The organism is Actinomadura opuntiae (assembly GCF_030283205.1).
Lineage (GTDB): Bacteria > Actinomycetota > Actinomycetes > Streptosporangiales > Streptosporangiaceae > Spirillospora.
Genome location: NZ_JASNWF010000014.1, coordinates 209,682 through 223,289 on the forward strand (window position 1 = coordinate 209,682; position 13,608 = coordinate 223,289).

The following is a 13,608-nucleotide window of genomic DNA, read 5'->3' on the forward strand; positions in this document are numbered from 1 at the left end:
AAAGCAAGGCCGGTCAGGCCTGGCGCCTAAACGGAGGAGCGTCGGGACGCCTACCGGCACGTGTCCAAGACGAAGATCCGGTAGGAGGATCAGTCGGCGCAGTTGAAGGAGATCCGGGCGTTCGATCCCGGCCGTCAGGGGCGTTGGTCGTTCTCCTCCCAGCAGGCCACGCTGCGCCGGTTGAACAGGGCGTTCGAGGCGTTCTTCCGCCGGGTCAAGATCGGGCAGATGCCCGGCTACCCGCGTTTCAAGGGTGCTGGGCACTTCGACACGGTGGAGTTCCCCAGGGACGGGGACGGGTGCCGTTGGGACTCCACCCCGAACGACGCCCGCACGCGCGTCCGGCTGCAAGGCGTCGGGCATATCCGAGTGCATCAGCACCGGTCCGTCCGGGGACGTGTGAAGACGATCAGCGTGAAGCGGGAAGGGCGCCGCTGGTTCGTGGTCGTCGCTTGTGTCGATGTGCCCACCGAGCGACTTGCGGTGGCGGGGTCGGCCGTAGGTATCGACATGGGCGTGGCGCAGCGGCACTTGGCCACCTTTCCCAAGCGCACGCGGCAGCGGACCAAGCGGCACCGGGCGGCGGCCCGCAAGGTCGCCAAGCTGTACGCCAGGATCCGGCGGCAGCGTCTGGATCACCACCACAAGACTGCCCTGAAACTCGTGCGCGAACATGACGCGATCGCCTGCGAGCGACTCAACATCGCGGGTATGACCAGGGCGCCCGCCTCCAGGCCCGCCGTGGGGCAGGCGGGCGTGTTCCTGCCCAACGGCGCTGCGGGCAAAGCGGGCCTGAACAAGAGCATTCTGGGCGCGGGTTGGGGACTGTTCCTGGGAATTCTGGCGGACAAGGCTGAGAGCGCCGGTCGCCGCGTGATCCCGGTGGACGCCCGCGACACCTCGCGTACCTGCCCGCCTTCCGCCGGAGGTTGCGGGCACGTCGCCAGGGAGAACCGCCTTACCCAAGCAAGGCTCGAGTGCGTCGCATGCGGGTTCACCGCGAACGCCGACCACGCCGGGGCCTTGAACGTTCTTCATCGGGCCGGGCTGGCCCGCTGCCCGGCGGCCTAGCCGCCGGCGCAGGAAGCCCGCGACTTTCGTCGTGGGTGGAGTCACCGGTCCCCTTTCGTCGTCGCGGGTCGTCATAGCTGTGGAACCAGGGACGACATCGGAACGAAGGGGCGCTCACCCATGCTATCGGCCCGTGACCAGGTGGCTTCGCTGCTGCATCTGGACTCCAGCCACTCCGGCGACTCCGTCACCCGGGAGCTGTCCGCCCGGTTCGCGGACGTCTGGAAGGGGCGGCACGGCACGTCCGAATACCGGTACCGCGATCTGTTCGCCGAGCCGGTGCCGCCGATCTCCCCGGCCTACTGCGCGCTGGGACGCCGCGTCGAGCGGAACGGATACGTCCCGCCCGCGAAGGTGGACGCGCTCATCGAGAACGGCGCCGAGGAACGGGAATGGGCGCTGACCCTCCCGCTGATCGAGCAGTTCACGGACGCGGGAACGGTGCTGATCGGCGCTCCGATGTACAACTTCTCGGTGCCCGCGTCACTGAAGGCGTGGATCGACCGGGTCACCTTTCCCGGCGCGTACACCGACCCGGACACCGGCGGCAGCCTGCTGCGCGGCAAGCGGATCATCGTGGTCACCGCGCGCGGCGGCGCCTACGGCCCCGGCGCGCCGCGCGAGGGTTCGATTTCCAGGAGCCGTATCTACGTGCCTACTTCGCCAATCTCGGCATCCTCGACGACGACGTGCAGTTCGTGAACGCCGAGATGACGCTCGCCGATCTCGTCCCGCACCTGGCGCGCTTCCGGGAAATGGCGGCGGACTCGCTCGCCGCGGCGCGGGAGGCCGTGACCGACCTGGCCTGCCGCTAGCGGCGGGTCATGTGGACGGGACGTAGGGCGGGGCGACGCCCCAGCCCCAGTGCGGCATGGGCGCTTCGAGCGGCGGCGTCGCACCGGGCTGGGAGTTGGCCAGCGCGATACGGGTGCCCCACTCGATGTAGGACGCGAACGCGGCGCGGAACTCGGGGTCGGCGGGCAGGCCGACCTCGTCCGCCGCGTCCATGAGCAGGCTCACCCAGCGGCGGCGCTGCGCCTCGGTGATCGCCTTGCCGAGGTGCTGGCGGACCATGTGGTGGTAGCCGCCGCGCTCCTCGCTGTAGCGCGCGGGACCGCGGAACACCTCGCTCAGCCAGAGCGCGACCCACGTGGGGTGGTCGGCGGGCATGTGCTCGAACAACGGGATGAGCAGGTCGTCCTTGAGGACCTTGCCGTAGAAGACCTTGGTGAGGTTCTCCAGCGCCTCCGTGCCGCCCGCCCACTCGTACATCGTCGGGACGGACGAGCCGGCGCCGCGTACGGGCGTCCGCTCGTAGTGCCGCATCTCCTCGATCTGCTGGACGTACGGCTTGATCTCGGCGAAGAAGGCGGGGAAGTGCTCGCCGGAGCGGAAGCCCTGGGAGTGGTCCTCGGCGGACGTCCAGCAGATCCGCAGGATGTAGCACTCGGGCTCGTCCACGCAGCGGGAGAGCTCGTAGTCGACGCACTGCGGCGCGGCGGCGAGGGGGACGGAGGCGCGGGCGTAGGCGGCCTCGAACTCCTCCGCCCTCTCCCGGTCGATCCGGTAGCGGATGTACTCGACGATCACTGGGCCCCCAGGGCGTGCGCTTCCGGTCGGGTAATCAATGTAACGCTGTAATCACCCGACCGGAAGCCCGGTGGTCACTTCTCCCCGGAGGCTCCCGAGGAGCGCCGGTACCAGGCGAACCCGCCGCCCACGGCCACCACGACGAGGGCGATCAGGCCGATCCACAGCCAGCCGGACGAATCGCTGCCCGACGCCCGCCCGGACGCCTTGGAGGCCGAGGCCGACGCCGAAGGCGCCGGCGCCGCCCCCGCCGATCCGGTGACGGTGAACTTGTAGGTGCCGCTGATGGGATGGCCGTCCGGCGACACCACGCGCCAGCCGACCGTGTAGACCCCGTTCGGCAGCGTGCCCTTCACCGCCTCGGTGACCTTGTTGTCCACCGCCTGCGGCGCGCCCGACTCGTGCCGCCCGCCCTGGGCGTCGGTGATCACCACCTGCGGCAGCTGCACCGGGTCCCCGTAGGTCAGGACGACCTGGGCGGGCGGCGCGACCGTCGCGTTCTGCGCCGGGCTCGCCCCGGTGAGCGAGGTGTGCGCGGAGGCGGGGGGCGCGGTCAGGGCGAGCGCGGCGCCGGCGGCGGCGAGGCCGGCGGCGGCGCGCCGGACGGCCCGGGTCACGCCCGGCTCCGCGCGCGGGCCAGGCCGTAGCCGCCGACCGCGAGGCCGATCACGCCGATCCCGATGCCGACGCCGCCGAGCACCCGCGCGGTGCCGTCGTCGGAGCCCGCCTCGGCCTTGGCGGCGGCGGGCTTCGACTGCGCGGTGAGCCCGGCCGTGGTGGCGTCGGCGGTGCCCTTCGGGGTGAGCTTGAGCGTGGGCGCCGGGTGCTCGGGCTCGGTGGAGCCGTCGCCCGGGTCCTGCTCCCACTTGACGGTCTCGCCGTTGGAGTAGGTCTGGTCGGCCTTGAAGGTCAGCGTGTCGGTGTCGGTGGGCAGCGGGCCGAGCGAGACGTCGAACTCCTGGAACTGGCCGGGCTCGATCTTGCCGCCGGACCAGGTGATCTGCGTGACGGCCTTGGTCAGCTCGCCGCCCTCGGTCTTGACCGGCTTCGGCAGCGTGGACTTCACGACCTTCGCCGTCCAGCCGGGCAGGGGGCGTACCGACACCGACGCGAGCGGGTGGTCGGCCGGGAAGTTGACCACGAGCTTGGTGGTGTCGGCGTTGTCCTCCTCGTTCGGCACCCGGAACGAGACCTTGGCGTAGGAGCCCTGCTCGGCGGTCTTGGGGTTGACGGTGACGTGCGCGGACGCGGCGGTGGCGAGCGCGATCACGCCGAGGCCGGCCAGCGAGGCGACCGCGCCCAGCCGGCGGGCGTGCGACAGGGAAGGCAAGACGGAACTCCGTTCGAGTCGTACGGGTCGGACCGGACACGCCGGGATCGGCGTCCGGTGACGTACGGCGCCCGGCTCACGGATGAGCGAGCGCCCTCGAACGCGGCGGGGGACCCCGCCGGACGACCTGGTGCCGGAGCGCGCGGCCCGCCGCCATGGCGCCGGCCGCCACCGGCACCACGGGAGTACGGACCGGACGCGGCGCGGGTTCGACGGACATCAGCGCGAGCAGCAGCCGGATCGGGCGGTCGGCGGCGGACGCCAGGCGCCGCGCCAGCGACCACGCGGCCCGCTCGCCGCGCCGCAGCCACCACGCCGCGACCACGGCGGCCGCGCAGTGCGCGAGCGTCATCGACGTGCCGGGGCCGTGCATCGGCATCGCCGCGCCGTGTCCCGCCGGCATGGCGGCGTCGGTGTCGCAGTGGCGCATGCCCTCGGTCGCGCGCGCGAACAGCGCGTGCAGCGCGAACTGCCCGCCGAGCAGCCCGCCCGCGATCGTCGGGAGGGACCGCTCGTGGCCCGCCAGCGCCAGGGTGACCGCCAGCACCGCGCCGAACCCGGCGAGCACCGCCCAGCCCGGCACCGGCTCGTGCGCGGCCAGCGCGTGGCCGAGGGTCGCCAACGACACGCAGACGGTCGCGAAGACGACCGCCCGCGCGGTGCGGAAGACCGGCTGCCGGGGACGCGGGGACATGACGGAGCCATCGTCCCACCCCGGTCCGGCCGCCCGCATCCGACCCCGGCAACCCGCCCCGACGCACGCTACATGTTGGGGTTGCGCAAGGGGGATCAACAAGATGTAGGGTTCAAGTCCGTGCTGGTCCGCCCCCGCCGCTCGCGGCGGGGGCGTCGCACGAGGGACCCGGGGCGAGTCCAGGGCCGCCCCCGGCGGTGAGCGGGAGCGACCGCCGTCACAGGCACCGAAGGCGTTCTGACGAACTTTCCGGCCGGGGTGCTCGTTGAACTGGGAGAAGCTAGGCCGAGGAGGAAGAACGTGGCTTCTCTCATCGACCGGATCATGAGATTCGTCCGGGGTCCGCAGGGACAGAAGGCCCGGGCGAAGGCGGAGCAGTTCGCCCATAGTCCGCAGGCCCAGAAGGCGCGGGCGAAAGCGGAGCAGTTCGCTCACGGTCCGCAGGGGCAGAAGGCGCGGGCCAAGGCCGAGCAGCTGGCCCGCAGCCCGCAGGCGCAGAAGGCCCGCGCGAAGGCCGAGCAGTTGATCAGCGACCCGCGCAACCAGGAGAAGGCCCGCAACCTCCTGTCCCGCCTGCGCGGCGGCCCCCGCCGCTAGACCCCGCCCGACGGCCCGTCCCCACGTAGGGGGCGGGCCGTCCGGCGCGCGTCACGCGGTGTCGAGGTTGGCCAGGTACGCCTCGTTGCCCTGCGCGCCCGCGACCGCGTCCGGCGGGACGATCTCCTCCAGCCGCTCGAACGCCGAGGCGTCCAGCGCGAGGTCGCCGGCGGCGGCGTTGGCGCGGGCGTTGGCGGCCTTGCGGGTCCCCGGGATCGGCAGCGCGCCCCGGTCGACCAGCCACGCCAGCACCAGCTGCGCCGCCGTGACGCCGTGCTCGGCGGCGAGCGTCGCCACCCGGTCCGCGAGCGAGACGTTGCGCTCCAGGTTGCCGCCCTGGAAGCGCGGGTTGCCGCGCCGCCAGTCGCCCGCCTCGAGATCCTCGGCGGAGCGGACCTGGCCGCCGAGGAGCCCGCGCCCGAGCGGGCTGTAGGCGACGAACGCGATGCCCAGCTCCGCGCACGCCGGGATCAGCTCCGCCTCCGGCGCCCGCTGGAACGGCGAGTACTCGGTCTGCAGCGCCGCCACGGGGTGGACGGCGTGGGCGCGCCGCAGCGTCCGCGCGGACACCTCCGACAGCCCGTAGCCGCCGATCTTCCCCTCCGCGACCAGCTCGGCCAGCGCGCCGGCCGTCTCCTCGATCGGGGTCGCGGGGTCGAGGCGGTGCAGGTAGTACAGGTCCACGTGGTCGGTCCGGAGCCGCGACAGGCTGGCGTCCAGCGCTCGCCTGACGTACTCGGGCCGGCCCATCCCCGGGATCAGGATGCCGTTCGCGTCCTGGTTCCCGCCGAACTTGGTGGCCAGGACGTACTCGTCCCGCCGCTTCTCCAGCATCCGGCCGATCAGGGTCTCGCTGTACCCGGCGCCGTAGATGTCGGCGGTGTCGACGAACGTGACGCCGGCGTCCAGCGCGGCGAGGAGCGTGTCGGCGGCCTCGCTCTCCTCGACGCCGCCGTAGACCGGCGCCACGGTCATCGCGCCGAACCCCACCACCGACACCTGCGGCCCGTTCGTTCCAAGGGTGCGATAGCGCACTGGGAAGTCACCTCTCGTCTGTCATGGATGTGCCTTCACCCTGCCCCGCGCGCCTTCGGGCAACCAGTGCCCGCCCATGGCTAGGAATCGGAGGGCTAGCCTCCGGAGGGCAGACTTGTCCCATGGCGACACGCGAGATGGCGGACTTCCTGCGCTCCCGGCGCGACCGCATCAAGCCCTCGTCCGTGGGCCTTCCCGACGGCGGGCGCCGGCGCGCCCCCGGCCTGCGCCGCGCGGAGGTGGCGCTGCTGGCCGGGATCAGCCCGGACTACTACATGCGGCTGGAGCAGGGCCGCGGCATCCGGCCGTCCCCTTCCGTCCTGGACGGGCTGGCCCGGGCGCTCGTCCTCAACGACGACGAGCGCGACCACCTCTACCGGCTGGCGCTCGCGCTGCCGTCCCCGCCGTCCCCGCCGCACGCGCCGGCGGACGGCCCGGTCGACCCGACCGTGCAGCGGCTGCTGGACGCGATCGACCCCGTCCCGGCATATGTGATCAATCCGCGCCTGGACGTGCTGGCCTGGAACGGGATGGCCGCCGCGCTCATGCCGCACCTGGCGGAGCAGCCCTCGTCGCGCCGGAACCTGCTCCGGTACGCGCTCTGCGACCCGCGCGCCCGCACGTTCTACCTGGAGTGGGAGGAGATGGCCCGGCACGGCATCGCGCAACTGCGCGCGGCCACCGGCCGCGACCCGGACGATCCCGCGACCCGGGCGCTGGTCCGCGAGCTGTCCCGGCAACCGGGGTTCCGCACCTGGTGGGACCGGCAGGACGTGAAGGGACCGGGGATGGGCCGCAAGGAGTACCGGCATCCGGTGGTCGGCCGGTTGTCGCTCGACTACATCGGCATGATCCTCCCGGGCACTCCCGACCACCAGTTCGTCACCCTCACCGCCCCCGGGGAAGGGCCGACCCGAGCCGCCCTGGAAGAGCTCGCCGCCCTCGCCCGCTCCTGAGCGCCGCCGCCTCATCGCATAAGTTTCACTGAAGCTTTCGGCAGCAAAAAGTAACTGGACCTTTTCTTGCGGAGTGCGGAACGGTGGCGGCATGGTTTCCCGCTTCGGTTCCGCGCACGTCCTCGCTCTGGCGGGCACCGTCGTGCTGTGGGCCTCGGCCTTCCCGGCCATCCGGGTCGGCATCGACGGCCTCGGTGTGGCGGCGCTGTCGTTCCTGAGGATCGTGACCGCGGCCCTGGCGCTGATCCTGGTGGCACCGCTGGCCAAGGTGCGCCGGCCCCGGCGCCGCGACCTGCCGATGATCGCCCTGTGCGGCGCCACCGGCATCACCGCGTACCAGGTGCTGCTCAACTGGGGCGAGGTCCGGGTGGAGGCCGGGACCGCAAGCCTGCTGATCGCGACCGCCCCCGTCTTCAGCGTCCTGCTGGGAAGCCTGGTCCTCAAGGAGCGGCTGACCCGCACCATCGCCGTCGGCAGCGTCGTCGCACTCGCCGGCGCGGCCATGGTCGGGCTGGCCGAGGGCACCGGCGGTTTCACCGTCTCGGCCCTCATCGTCCTGGCCGCCGCCGTCGTCCAGGGGACCTACCACTTCGCGACCAAGCCCCTGCTCCGCCGCTACACCGGCCTGGAGGTCGCCACCTACGCGATGGTCGCGGGAACCGTCCTCGCCCTGCCCCTGGTCCCCGCCGCGTGGTCCGCCACCCTCGACGCGCCGGCGGACGCGCTGGCCTCCGCCCTCTACCTGGGCCTGATGCCGTCCGCGCTCGGCTTCGTCATCTGGGGCTACGCCGTCGCCCGCCTGCCGCTCGCGGCCTCCACGGCGGCCCTGTACCTGGTGCCGCCGGTGGCGCTGGTCGTCTCCTTCGTCTGGCTCGGCGAGGTGCCCCACCCCGTCGAGCTGCTGGGCGGCGCGGTCAGCGCGGCAGGGGTGATCCTCATCCACCGGAGCAGGACGGCCCCGCCGCCCCGCGACACCCCGGACGGCGGCGCGCCCGAGGACGCCTCCGATCAGGCGGCCGGCCGCCCGGCGCCGACACGCTGACGGTTCTGCCGGGCCTGGGTCCTCGGGACACACTGGAGCTGCCGTCCCGATCCGAGTGATCCGAGTAAGGAGCCCGTCCGTGCTCGACGTACGCCGTCTGCGGATCCTCCAGCACCTGGCCGCCTATGGCACCGTCGCAGCCACCGCCGAGGCCCTGCACCTGACGCCGCCGGCCGTCTCCCAGCACCTCGCCGCCCTGCAGAAGGAAGCGGGCACGCCCGTGGTGGAGAAGGTCGGCCGCACGCTGCGGCTGACCGCGGCCGGGGAGCTGCTGGTGGCCCATGCCGAGATCATCCTGGCGGAACTCGCGGCGGCGGAGTCCGGCCTGGCCGCCCTGCAGACCGGCCGGCACGGCATCGTGCGGATCGCCGCCTTCGCCTCCGCCGCCCGCGCCCTCATCGCGCCCCTCTGGCAGCGCCTGGCCGACACGGACGCCTCCGCGGCCCCTTCGCTGCGGCTCTCCGTCCTGGAACCCGACGAGGCCCTCGACCAGCTGCGCAAGCGCGCCACCGACCTCGCCGTGGTGCACAGCTACACCGTGCTGCCGCGCAACTTCCCCGCCGCGTGCGAGCAGGCCGTCCTGATGGAGGAGCCGGTACTGCTCGCCCTGCACCCCCGCCGGGCCGAGGCGCTGCGGCTGGCCCCCGGGCAGCCCGCGGATCTCTCCCGCCTGTCGGACGTGCCGTGGCTGGCGCCCGGGCCGGAGACCTCGTGCCACGAGATGATCCAGCGGGCCTGCGGCACCGCCGGTTTCGTCCCGGACGTCCGCGCCGCCGGCAGTGACTTCTCCGTGCTGGCCGCCCTGGTCGCGGCAGGAGCGGGCGCCGCCCTGATCCCCCGCATGGCCTTGCCGGAGACCACCGCGGCCCTCAGCCTCCACCCCCTGGTCCACCCCGTCTCCCGGACCATCTTCACCGTCAGCCGGGCGGGCACCGGCAAGCGCCCCGACCTGCGGCGCGTACTGGACCTGCTGCACGACGCGGCCACCGTTCCCGGCGACTGATCCCGAAAGCACCCTTGCTGTGCCGGCGGGGTCAGTGCGGGCGGGCGGCGTGGGCCGTCAGGCGGTCGAGGAGGGCGGGCAGTTCGGCCAGGAGGTCCTGCTCGGCGGGGGTGAGGGTCGTGGCGATGGCGTCGGCGAGCCAGTCGCGGCGGGCGCGGCGGTCGCGGTCGAGCGCGGCCCGTCCCTCGGGCGTGATCGCGATGACGCGGCCGCGAGCGTCGCGGGGGTCGTCGCGGCGGGTGGCGTAGCCGAGTTTCTCGAGGTCCTTCACGGTGCGGCTCTGGCTCTGGTGCCGGACGCGGCGCCGCTGCGCGAGGGAGGCGATGCTCGCCTCGCCCTCCCGGTCGAGCAGCCCGAGCGTCTGCGCGATCGGCGGCGCGAGCGCGTCGGCCTGGAGGCGGGTCGTGCGGACGAGCCCGCCGATGGACGTCCGCAGCCGCTCGGCCAGGTCGTCGTGGTGCGTCATGGCGGGCCTCCCGGGGATGCGCCGCCAGTATACACAGCAAAGGTGTACAGTTTGAGCTGTACACCTTTGCTGTGGAAGGACGGGCATCGATGCAGCTGACCAAGTACGCCCACGCCTGCGTCGTCCTGGAGAAGGGCGACACGACGATCGTGCTGGACCCCGGCACGTTCACCCCGGACGCGGAGGCCGCCGTCGCGGCGGCCGACGCCGTCCTGATCACCCACGAGCACTTCGACCACTTCGACGACGCCCTCCTCGGCGCGGCTTTGGAGAAGCGGCCCGACCTGCACGTCTACGGCCCCGCCTCGGTGCGGGACAAGCTGGGCGAGCACGGCGGTCGGGTCCGGGCCGTCGCGTCCGGCGACGCGCTGACCGTCGGCGACTTCGCCGTGACCGTGCACGGCGAGCGGCACGCCGCGATCCACCCGGACATCCCGATCGTGGACAACTCCGGCTACCTGATCGACGGCGCGGTGTACCACCCGGGCGACGCCTACCACGTCCCCGATGCGCCGGTCGACACGCTGCTGCTGCCGACCAGCGGGCCGTGGACCAAGATCGGGGACGCCGCCGACTACGTCCGGAAGGTCCGGCCGGCCCGGCTGCTGCAGATCCACGAGCTGATGCTCAGCGAGCTCGGCCAGAACTCGGCCGTCGCGTTCCTGGAGGGACTGACCGGCCTCACGATGTCCCGGCCCGCCCACGGCGAGAGCGTCGAGCTGTAGGTCAGCGCCGGCGCCGCAGGCCGGGGTCGGTGAGCGCCGGCCTGCGGTAGTCGACGTCGGCGGGGTTGAGCGTGACGCCGGGCGGGACGATCTCGTCGATGCGGTCGAGGGCCGCGTCGTCGAGCCGGACGCCGGCCGCGTCGAGCTGGTCGGTGAGCTGCTCGATCGTCCGGGGGCCGAGCAGCACCGAGGTGACCGCCGGGTGGTTCGCCGCGAACGCCAGCGCCAGGTGCGTCAGGGAGATCCCCGCCTCCTCCGCCACCGCGAGCAGGCTCTCGACCGCCTCGATCTTGCGCCGGTTGCCGGGCAGCTCCAGGTCGAACTTGTGCGCGACCACCCGGCGGAACTCGGTGAGCTCGATCGGCTCGCCGCGGCGGAACCGGCCGGTGAGCCAGCCGCTGTTGAGCGGGCTCCACGTCAGCACGCCCAGCCCGTACTTGCGGGCGGTCGGCAGCACGTCGGCCTCGATGCCGCGCACGAACACCGAGTAGGGCGGCTGCTCGGTGCGGAACGGGACGTGGTTGCGCCGGTCGGCGACCCACTGCGCCTCGACCAGCTGCTCGGCCGGGAAGTCCGAGGTGCCGATGGCCATGATCTTCCCGGCGCGCACCAGGTCGGACAGCACCGACAGCGTCTCGTCGATGTCGGTGGACGGGTCGGGCCGGTGCACCTGGTACAGGTCGATGCGGTCGGTGCCGAGCCGCCGCAGGCTGTCCTCGACGGCCCGGGTCAGCCAGCGCCGCGAGTTGCCGCGCCGGTTCGGGTCCCGGTCCCCGCGCTGGACGGGGAAGTGCCCCTTCGTCGCGAGCACGACCTCGTCGCGGCGGCCCCTGATGGCCTTGCCGACGATCCGCTCGGCCTCGCCCTCCGAGTACTGGTCGGCGGTGTCGATGAGGTTGATCCCGGCGTCCAGCGCGGTGTGCACCAGCCGGACCGCGTCGTCGTGGTCGCCGTTCCCCCATGCCCCCAGATGCAGGGTGCCCAGGGCGAACGCGCTGACCGAAACGCCGGTGCGGCCGAGAACCCGGTACTCCACTGACGGTCTCCTCAAAACGAAACGTAACGTAACGCATCCAAGTGTGCGGCAGACTTGCCCTCCTGTCAATACGTTACGTAACGTTTCGCTGGGGCCGCTGCGGCCGCGCCCGCGCCGCCGCGGTTACCGGCGGGTACATAGACTGGCGCGCGTGATGAGCGACTACCCGCACCGGATCAGCGTGCCGACGCGCTGGAAGGACAACGACGTCTACGGGCACGTCAACAACGCCGTGCACTACTCGCTGATGGACACCGCGATCAACGAGTGGATGATCACCAAGGCGGGGTTCGCGCCGCTGGACGCGCCGTCGATCGCGCTGTGCGTGGAGTCGCACTGCCAGTACAAGGCGGAGGTGTCGTTCCCGGACACGATCCTGCTCGGCCTGCGGATCGGCAAGCTCGGCACCTCCAGCGTCCGCTGGGAGATCGGGATGTACCGGGCGTCGGACGACGCGCTCATCGCCGAAGGCCATTTCGTGCACGTGTTCGTCGACCGGGAGACCCGCCGTCCGGTGCCGATCACCGGCGCGATGCGCGCCGAGATGGACAAGCTGGTGGTCACGTCCGGTTGAGCAGTGAATGGCGCCGGCTGTAGGCGAAGTAGATGACGCAGCCGATGGCGAACCACACCACGAACCGCACCCACGTCTGCCATTGCAGGAACGTGATGAGCCAGATCGAGAAGACGACCCCGATGGCGGGGACGACCGGCATTCCGGGGGTCCGGAATTCGCGCGGCAGTTCGGGGTGCCGGTAGCGCAGCACGATGACGGCGATGCACACCACGATGAACGCCAGCAGGATCCCGATGTTGGTGAGCTCCGCCGCCTCCGCGATCGGCAGGAATCCCGCGATGATCGCGGACGCGACGCCGAGGATCCAGGTGATCCGGGTCGGCACGTGCCGGGTCGGGTGCGTTTTGGCGAACCAGCCGGGCAGCAGCCCGTCGCGGCTCATCGAGAACCACACCCGGGTCGCGCCCATCATGAACGTGAACAGCACCGTCAGCACGCCCAGGATCGCGCCGATCGCGATGATGATGCCGATCGTGTTCAGCCCGACCGACTTGAACGCCGAGGAGAACGCCGCGGTCGGGTTGATGTCCCGGTAGTCGACCATTCCGGTCAGCACCAGGCACGCCATGACGTACAGCACCATCGCGATCGCCAATGAATAGAGGATCGCCTTCGGCATGTGCTTGCGCGCCTCTTGGGATTCCTCCGCCGCAGTGGACATCGCGTCGTATCCGAAAACGGCGAAGAACACGGTCGCGGCGCCGGTGAAGGCCCCGGAAAGGCCGAACGGGAAGAACGGCGAGTAGTTCCCCGTCCGGATCTTGAAGACGCCGACCACGATCACCAACAGGACGATGGCGACCTTCAGGTACACCAGGAACGTCTCGAACCGCGCCGCGTTCTTCATCCCGAGGTTCAGCACCCACGCGATGAGCAGGCACAGCAGCACCGCGATCAGGTTGACCTTGTAGCTGCCGTCCGCGACGCCCTTCGGCTCGGTGCCGGGCGCCCCGCTCATCCACAGCGGCAGGTGGACGTGCATGAACCCGAGCAGGTCGTCGAAATAGCCGGATATGCCGATCGCGACCACCGCCACGATCGCGGTGTACTCCAGCAGCAGGTCCCAACCGATGGCCCACCCGGTGAACTCGCCGAGCACCGCGTACCCGTAGGTGTACGCCGAGCCCGCCTTTGGGATCAGCCCGGCGAACTCGGCGTAGGAGAACGCCGCCGCCGCGCTCGCGATCCCCGCGACGAGGAACGAGATCAGCACCGCCGGCCCGGCCTTCTCGTTGGCCACCGCCCCGGCGAGCGAGAAGATCCCCGCGCCGATGATGCCGCCGACCCCGATCGCGGTCAGCTGCCACAGCCCCAGCGTCCGGGTGAGCCCCGCGCCGCCCGACTCGTCGTCGATCTGCTCGATGGGCTTGCGCCGGATCATCCCGTCCAGGACCGAGGGCATGCAGCCACCTCCCAGGCACCGTTGCCACCGAAGATCATGTGCCCGCCCGCGCGCCCGATGAACCCGTCGCCGCCTGACGCGCGT

17 protein-coding genes are annotated in these 13,608 nt (G+C 72.0%); 9 read left to right on the forward strand and 8 right to left on the reverse strand.

The features are described 5' to 3' along the window. The first annotated feature begins 102 nt into the window (after window positions 1-102). The 3 genes from QP089_RS29200 to QP089_RS29210 all read left to right on the forward strand — a co-directional run bounded on the left by QP089_RS29200 (window position 103) and on the right by QP089_RS29210 (window position 1,886). Complete coding sequence (locus QP089_RS29200; RefSeq protein ID WP_285915739.1) at window positions 103-1,071, forward strand: RNA-guided endonuclease InsQ/TnpB family protein; 969 nt, start codon at window positions 103-105, stop codon at window positions 1,069-1,071. Window positions 1,072-1,191: 120 nt separating this feature from the next. Next, window positions 1,192-1,773 (forward strand): FMN-dependent NADH-azoreductase, encoded by a 582-nt coding sequence (locus tag QP089_RS29205; protein ID WP_285915742.1) that lies wholly within the window; start codon window positions 1,192-1,194, stop codon window positions 1,771-1,773. Further along, a complete protein-coding gene (locus QP089_RS29210) occupies window positions 1,761-1,886 on the forward strand; it encodes a hypothetical protein (RefSeq protein WP_285915743.1) in 126 nt (41 codons plus the stop codon). Before QP089_RS29205 ends, QP089_RS29210 begins: the two co-directional genes overlap by 13 nt. Before the next feature lie 7 nt (window positions 1,887-1,893). On the opposite strand, the gene QP089_RS29215 is transcribed toward QP089_RS29210, so the two are convergent. The 4 genes from QP089_RS29215 to QP089_RS29230 all read right to left on the reverse strand — a co-directional run bounded on the left by QP089_RS29215 (window position 1,894) and on the right by QP089_RS29230 (window position 4,685). Then, window positions 1,894-2,661 (reverse strand): group II truncated hemoglobin, encoded by a 768-nt coding sequence (locus tag QP089_RS29215; protein ID WP_285915744.1) that lies wholly within the window; start codon window positions 2,659-2,661, stop codon window positions 1,894-1,896. A gap of 74 nt (window positions 2,662-2,735) precedes the next feature. Then, window positions 2,736-3,278 carry a copper resistance CopC family protein gene (locus QP089_RS29220; RefSeq protein ID WP_285915745.1) on the reverse strand — a complete coding sequence of 181 codons (543 nt, stop codon included), beginning with the start codon at window positions 3,276-3,278 and terminating at the stop codon, window positions 2,736-2,738. Beyond that, entirely contained in the window at window positions 3,275-3,991 is a 717-nt protein-coding gene (locus tag QP089_RS29225; protein WP_285915747.1) for a YcnI family copper-binding membrane protein, read from the reverse strand. The genes QP089_RS29220 and QP089_RS29225 overlap by 4 nt, the downstream gene beginning before the upstream one ends. Before the next feature lie 76 nt (window positions 3,992-4,067). Beyond that, a complete protein-coding gene (locus QP089_RS29230; protein ID WP_285915749.1) occupies window positions 4,068-4,685 on the reverse strand; it encodes a hypothetical protein in 618 nt (205 codons plus the stop codon). Between the two features lie 300 nt (window positions 4,686-4,985). Between QP089_RS29230 and QP089_RS29235 the strand changes: the two genes are divergently transcribed. After that, window positions 4,986-5,282 (forward strand): hypothetical protein, encoded by a 297-nt coding sequence (locus tag QP089_RS29235; RefSeq protein ID WP_285915751.1) that lies wholly within the window; start codon window positions 4,986-4,988, stop codon window positions 5,280-5,282. 51 nt (window positions 5,283-5,333) lie between these two features. Here QP089_RS29235 and QP089_RS29240 read toward each other — a convergent pair whose 3' ends face one another. Further along, window positions 5,334-6,317: an aldo/keto reductase gene (locus QP089_RS29240; protein ID WP_285915753.1), complete on the reverse strand. Its 984-nt coding sequence runs from the start codon at window positions 6,315-6,317 to the stop codon at window positions 5,334-5,336. A gap of 122 nt (window positions 6,318-6,439) precedes the next feature. Here QP089_RS29240 and QP089_RS29245 point away from each other — a divergent pair, with 122 nt between their 5' ends. The 3 genes from QP089_RS29245 to QP089_RS29255 all read left to right on the forward strand — a co-directional run bounded on the left by QP089_RS29245 (window position 6,440) and on the right by QP089_RS29255 (window position 9,318). After that, window positions 6,440-7,273, forward strand: coding sequence for a helix-turn-helix transcriptional regulator (locus QP089_RS29245; RefSeq protein WP_285915754.1), 834 nt, complete (start codon window positions 6,440-6,442; stop codon window positions 7,271-7,273). A 91-nt stretch (window positions 7,274-7,364) separates the two neighbouring features. After that, on the forward strand, window positions 7,365-8,315 hold the full coding sequence (locus QP089_RS29250; protein WP_285915755.1) for a DMT family transporter: 951 nt from the start codon (window positions 7,365-7,367) through the stop codon (window positions 8,313-8,315). Window positions 8,316-8,394: 79 nt separating this feature from the next. Then, a complete protein-coding gene (locus QP089_RS29255; RefSeq protein WP_285915757.1) occupies window positions 8,395-9,318 on the forward strand; it encodes a LysR family transcriptional regulator in 924 nt (307 codons plus the stop codon). 31 nt (window positions 9,319-9,349) lie between these two features. Here QP089_RS29255 and QP089_RS29260 read toward each other — a convergent pair whose 3' ends face one another. Next, on the reverse strand, window positions 9,350-9,784 hold the full coding sequence (locus QP089_RS29260) for a MarR family winged helix-turn-helix transcriptional regulator (RefSeq protein WP_285915759.1): 435 nt from the start codon (window positions 9,782-9,784) through the stop codon (window positions 9,350-9,352). Window positions 9,785-9,873: 89 nt separating this feature from the next. On the opposite strand from QP089_RS29260, the gene QP089_RS29265 reads away from it, so the two are divergent. Further along, entirely contained in the window at window positions 9,874-10,509 is a 636-nt protein-coding gene (locus QP089_RS29265) for an MBL fold metallo-hydrolase (protein WP_285915760.1), read from the forward strand. A 1-nt stretch (window position 10,510) separates the two neighbouring features. On the opposite strand, the gene QP089_RS29270 is transcribed toward QP089_RS29265, so the two are convergent. Next, window positions 10,511-11,545, reverse strand: a complete 1,035-nt coding sequence (locus QP089_RS29270; protein ID WP_285915761.1) for an aldo/keto reductase — start codon at window positions 11,543-11,545, stop codon at window positions 10,511-10,513. A 154-nt stretch (window positions 11,546-11,699) separates the two neighbouring features. Between QP089_RS29270 and QP089_RS29275 the strand changes: the two genes are divergently transcribed. Then, window positions 11,700-12,119, forward strand: coding sequence for an acyl-CoA thioesterase (locus QP089_RS29275; protein ID WP_285915763.1), 420 nt, complete (start codon window positions 11,700-11,702; stop codon window positions 12,117-12,119). On the opposite strand, the gene QP089_RS29280 is transcribed toward QP089_RS29275, so the two are convergent. Next, entirely contained in the window at window positions 12,106-13,524 is a 1,419-nt protein-coding gene (locus QP089_RS29280; protein ID WP_285915764.1) for an amino acid permease, read from the reverse strand. The genes QP089_RS29275 and QP089_RS29280 overlap by 14 nt on opposite strands. Window positions 13,525-13,608 lie beyond the last annotated feature (84 nt).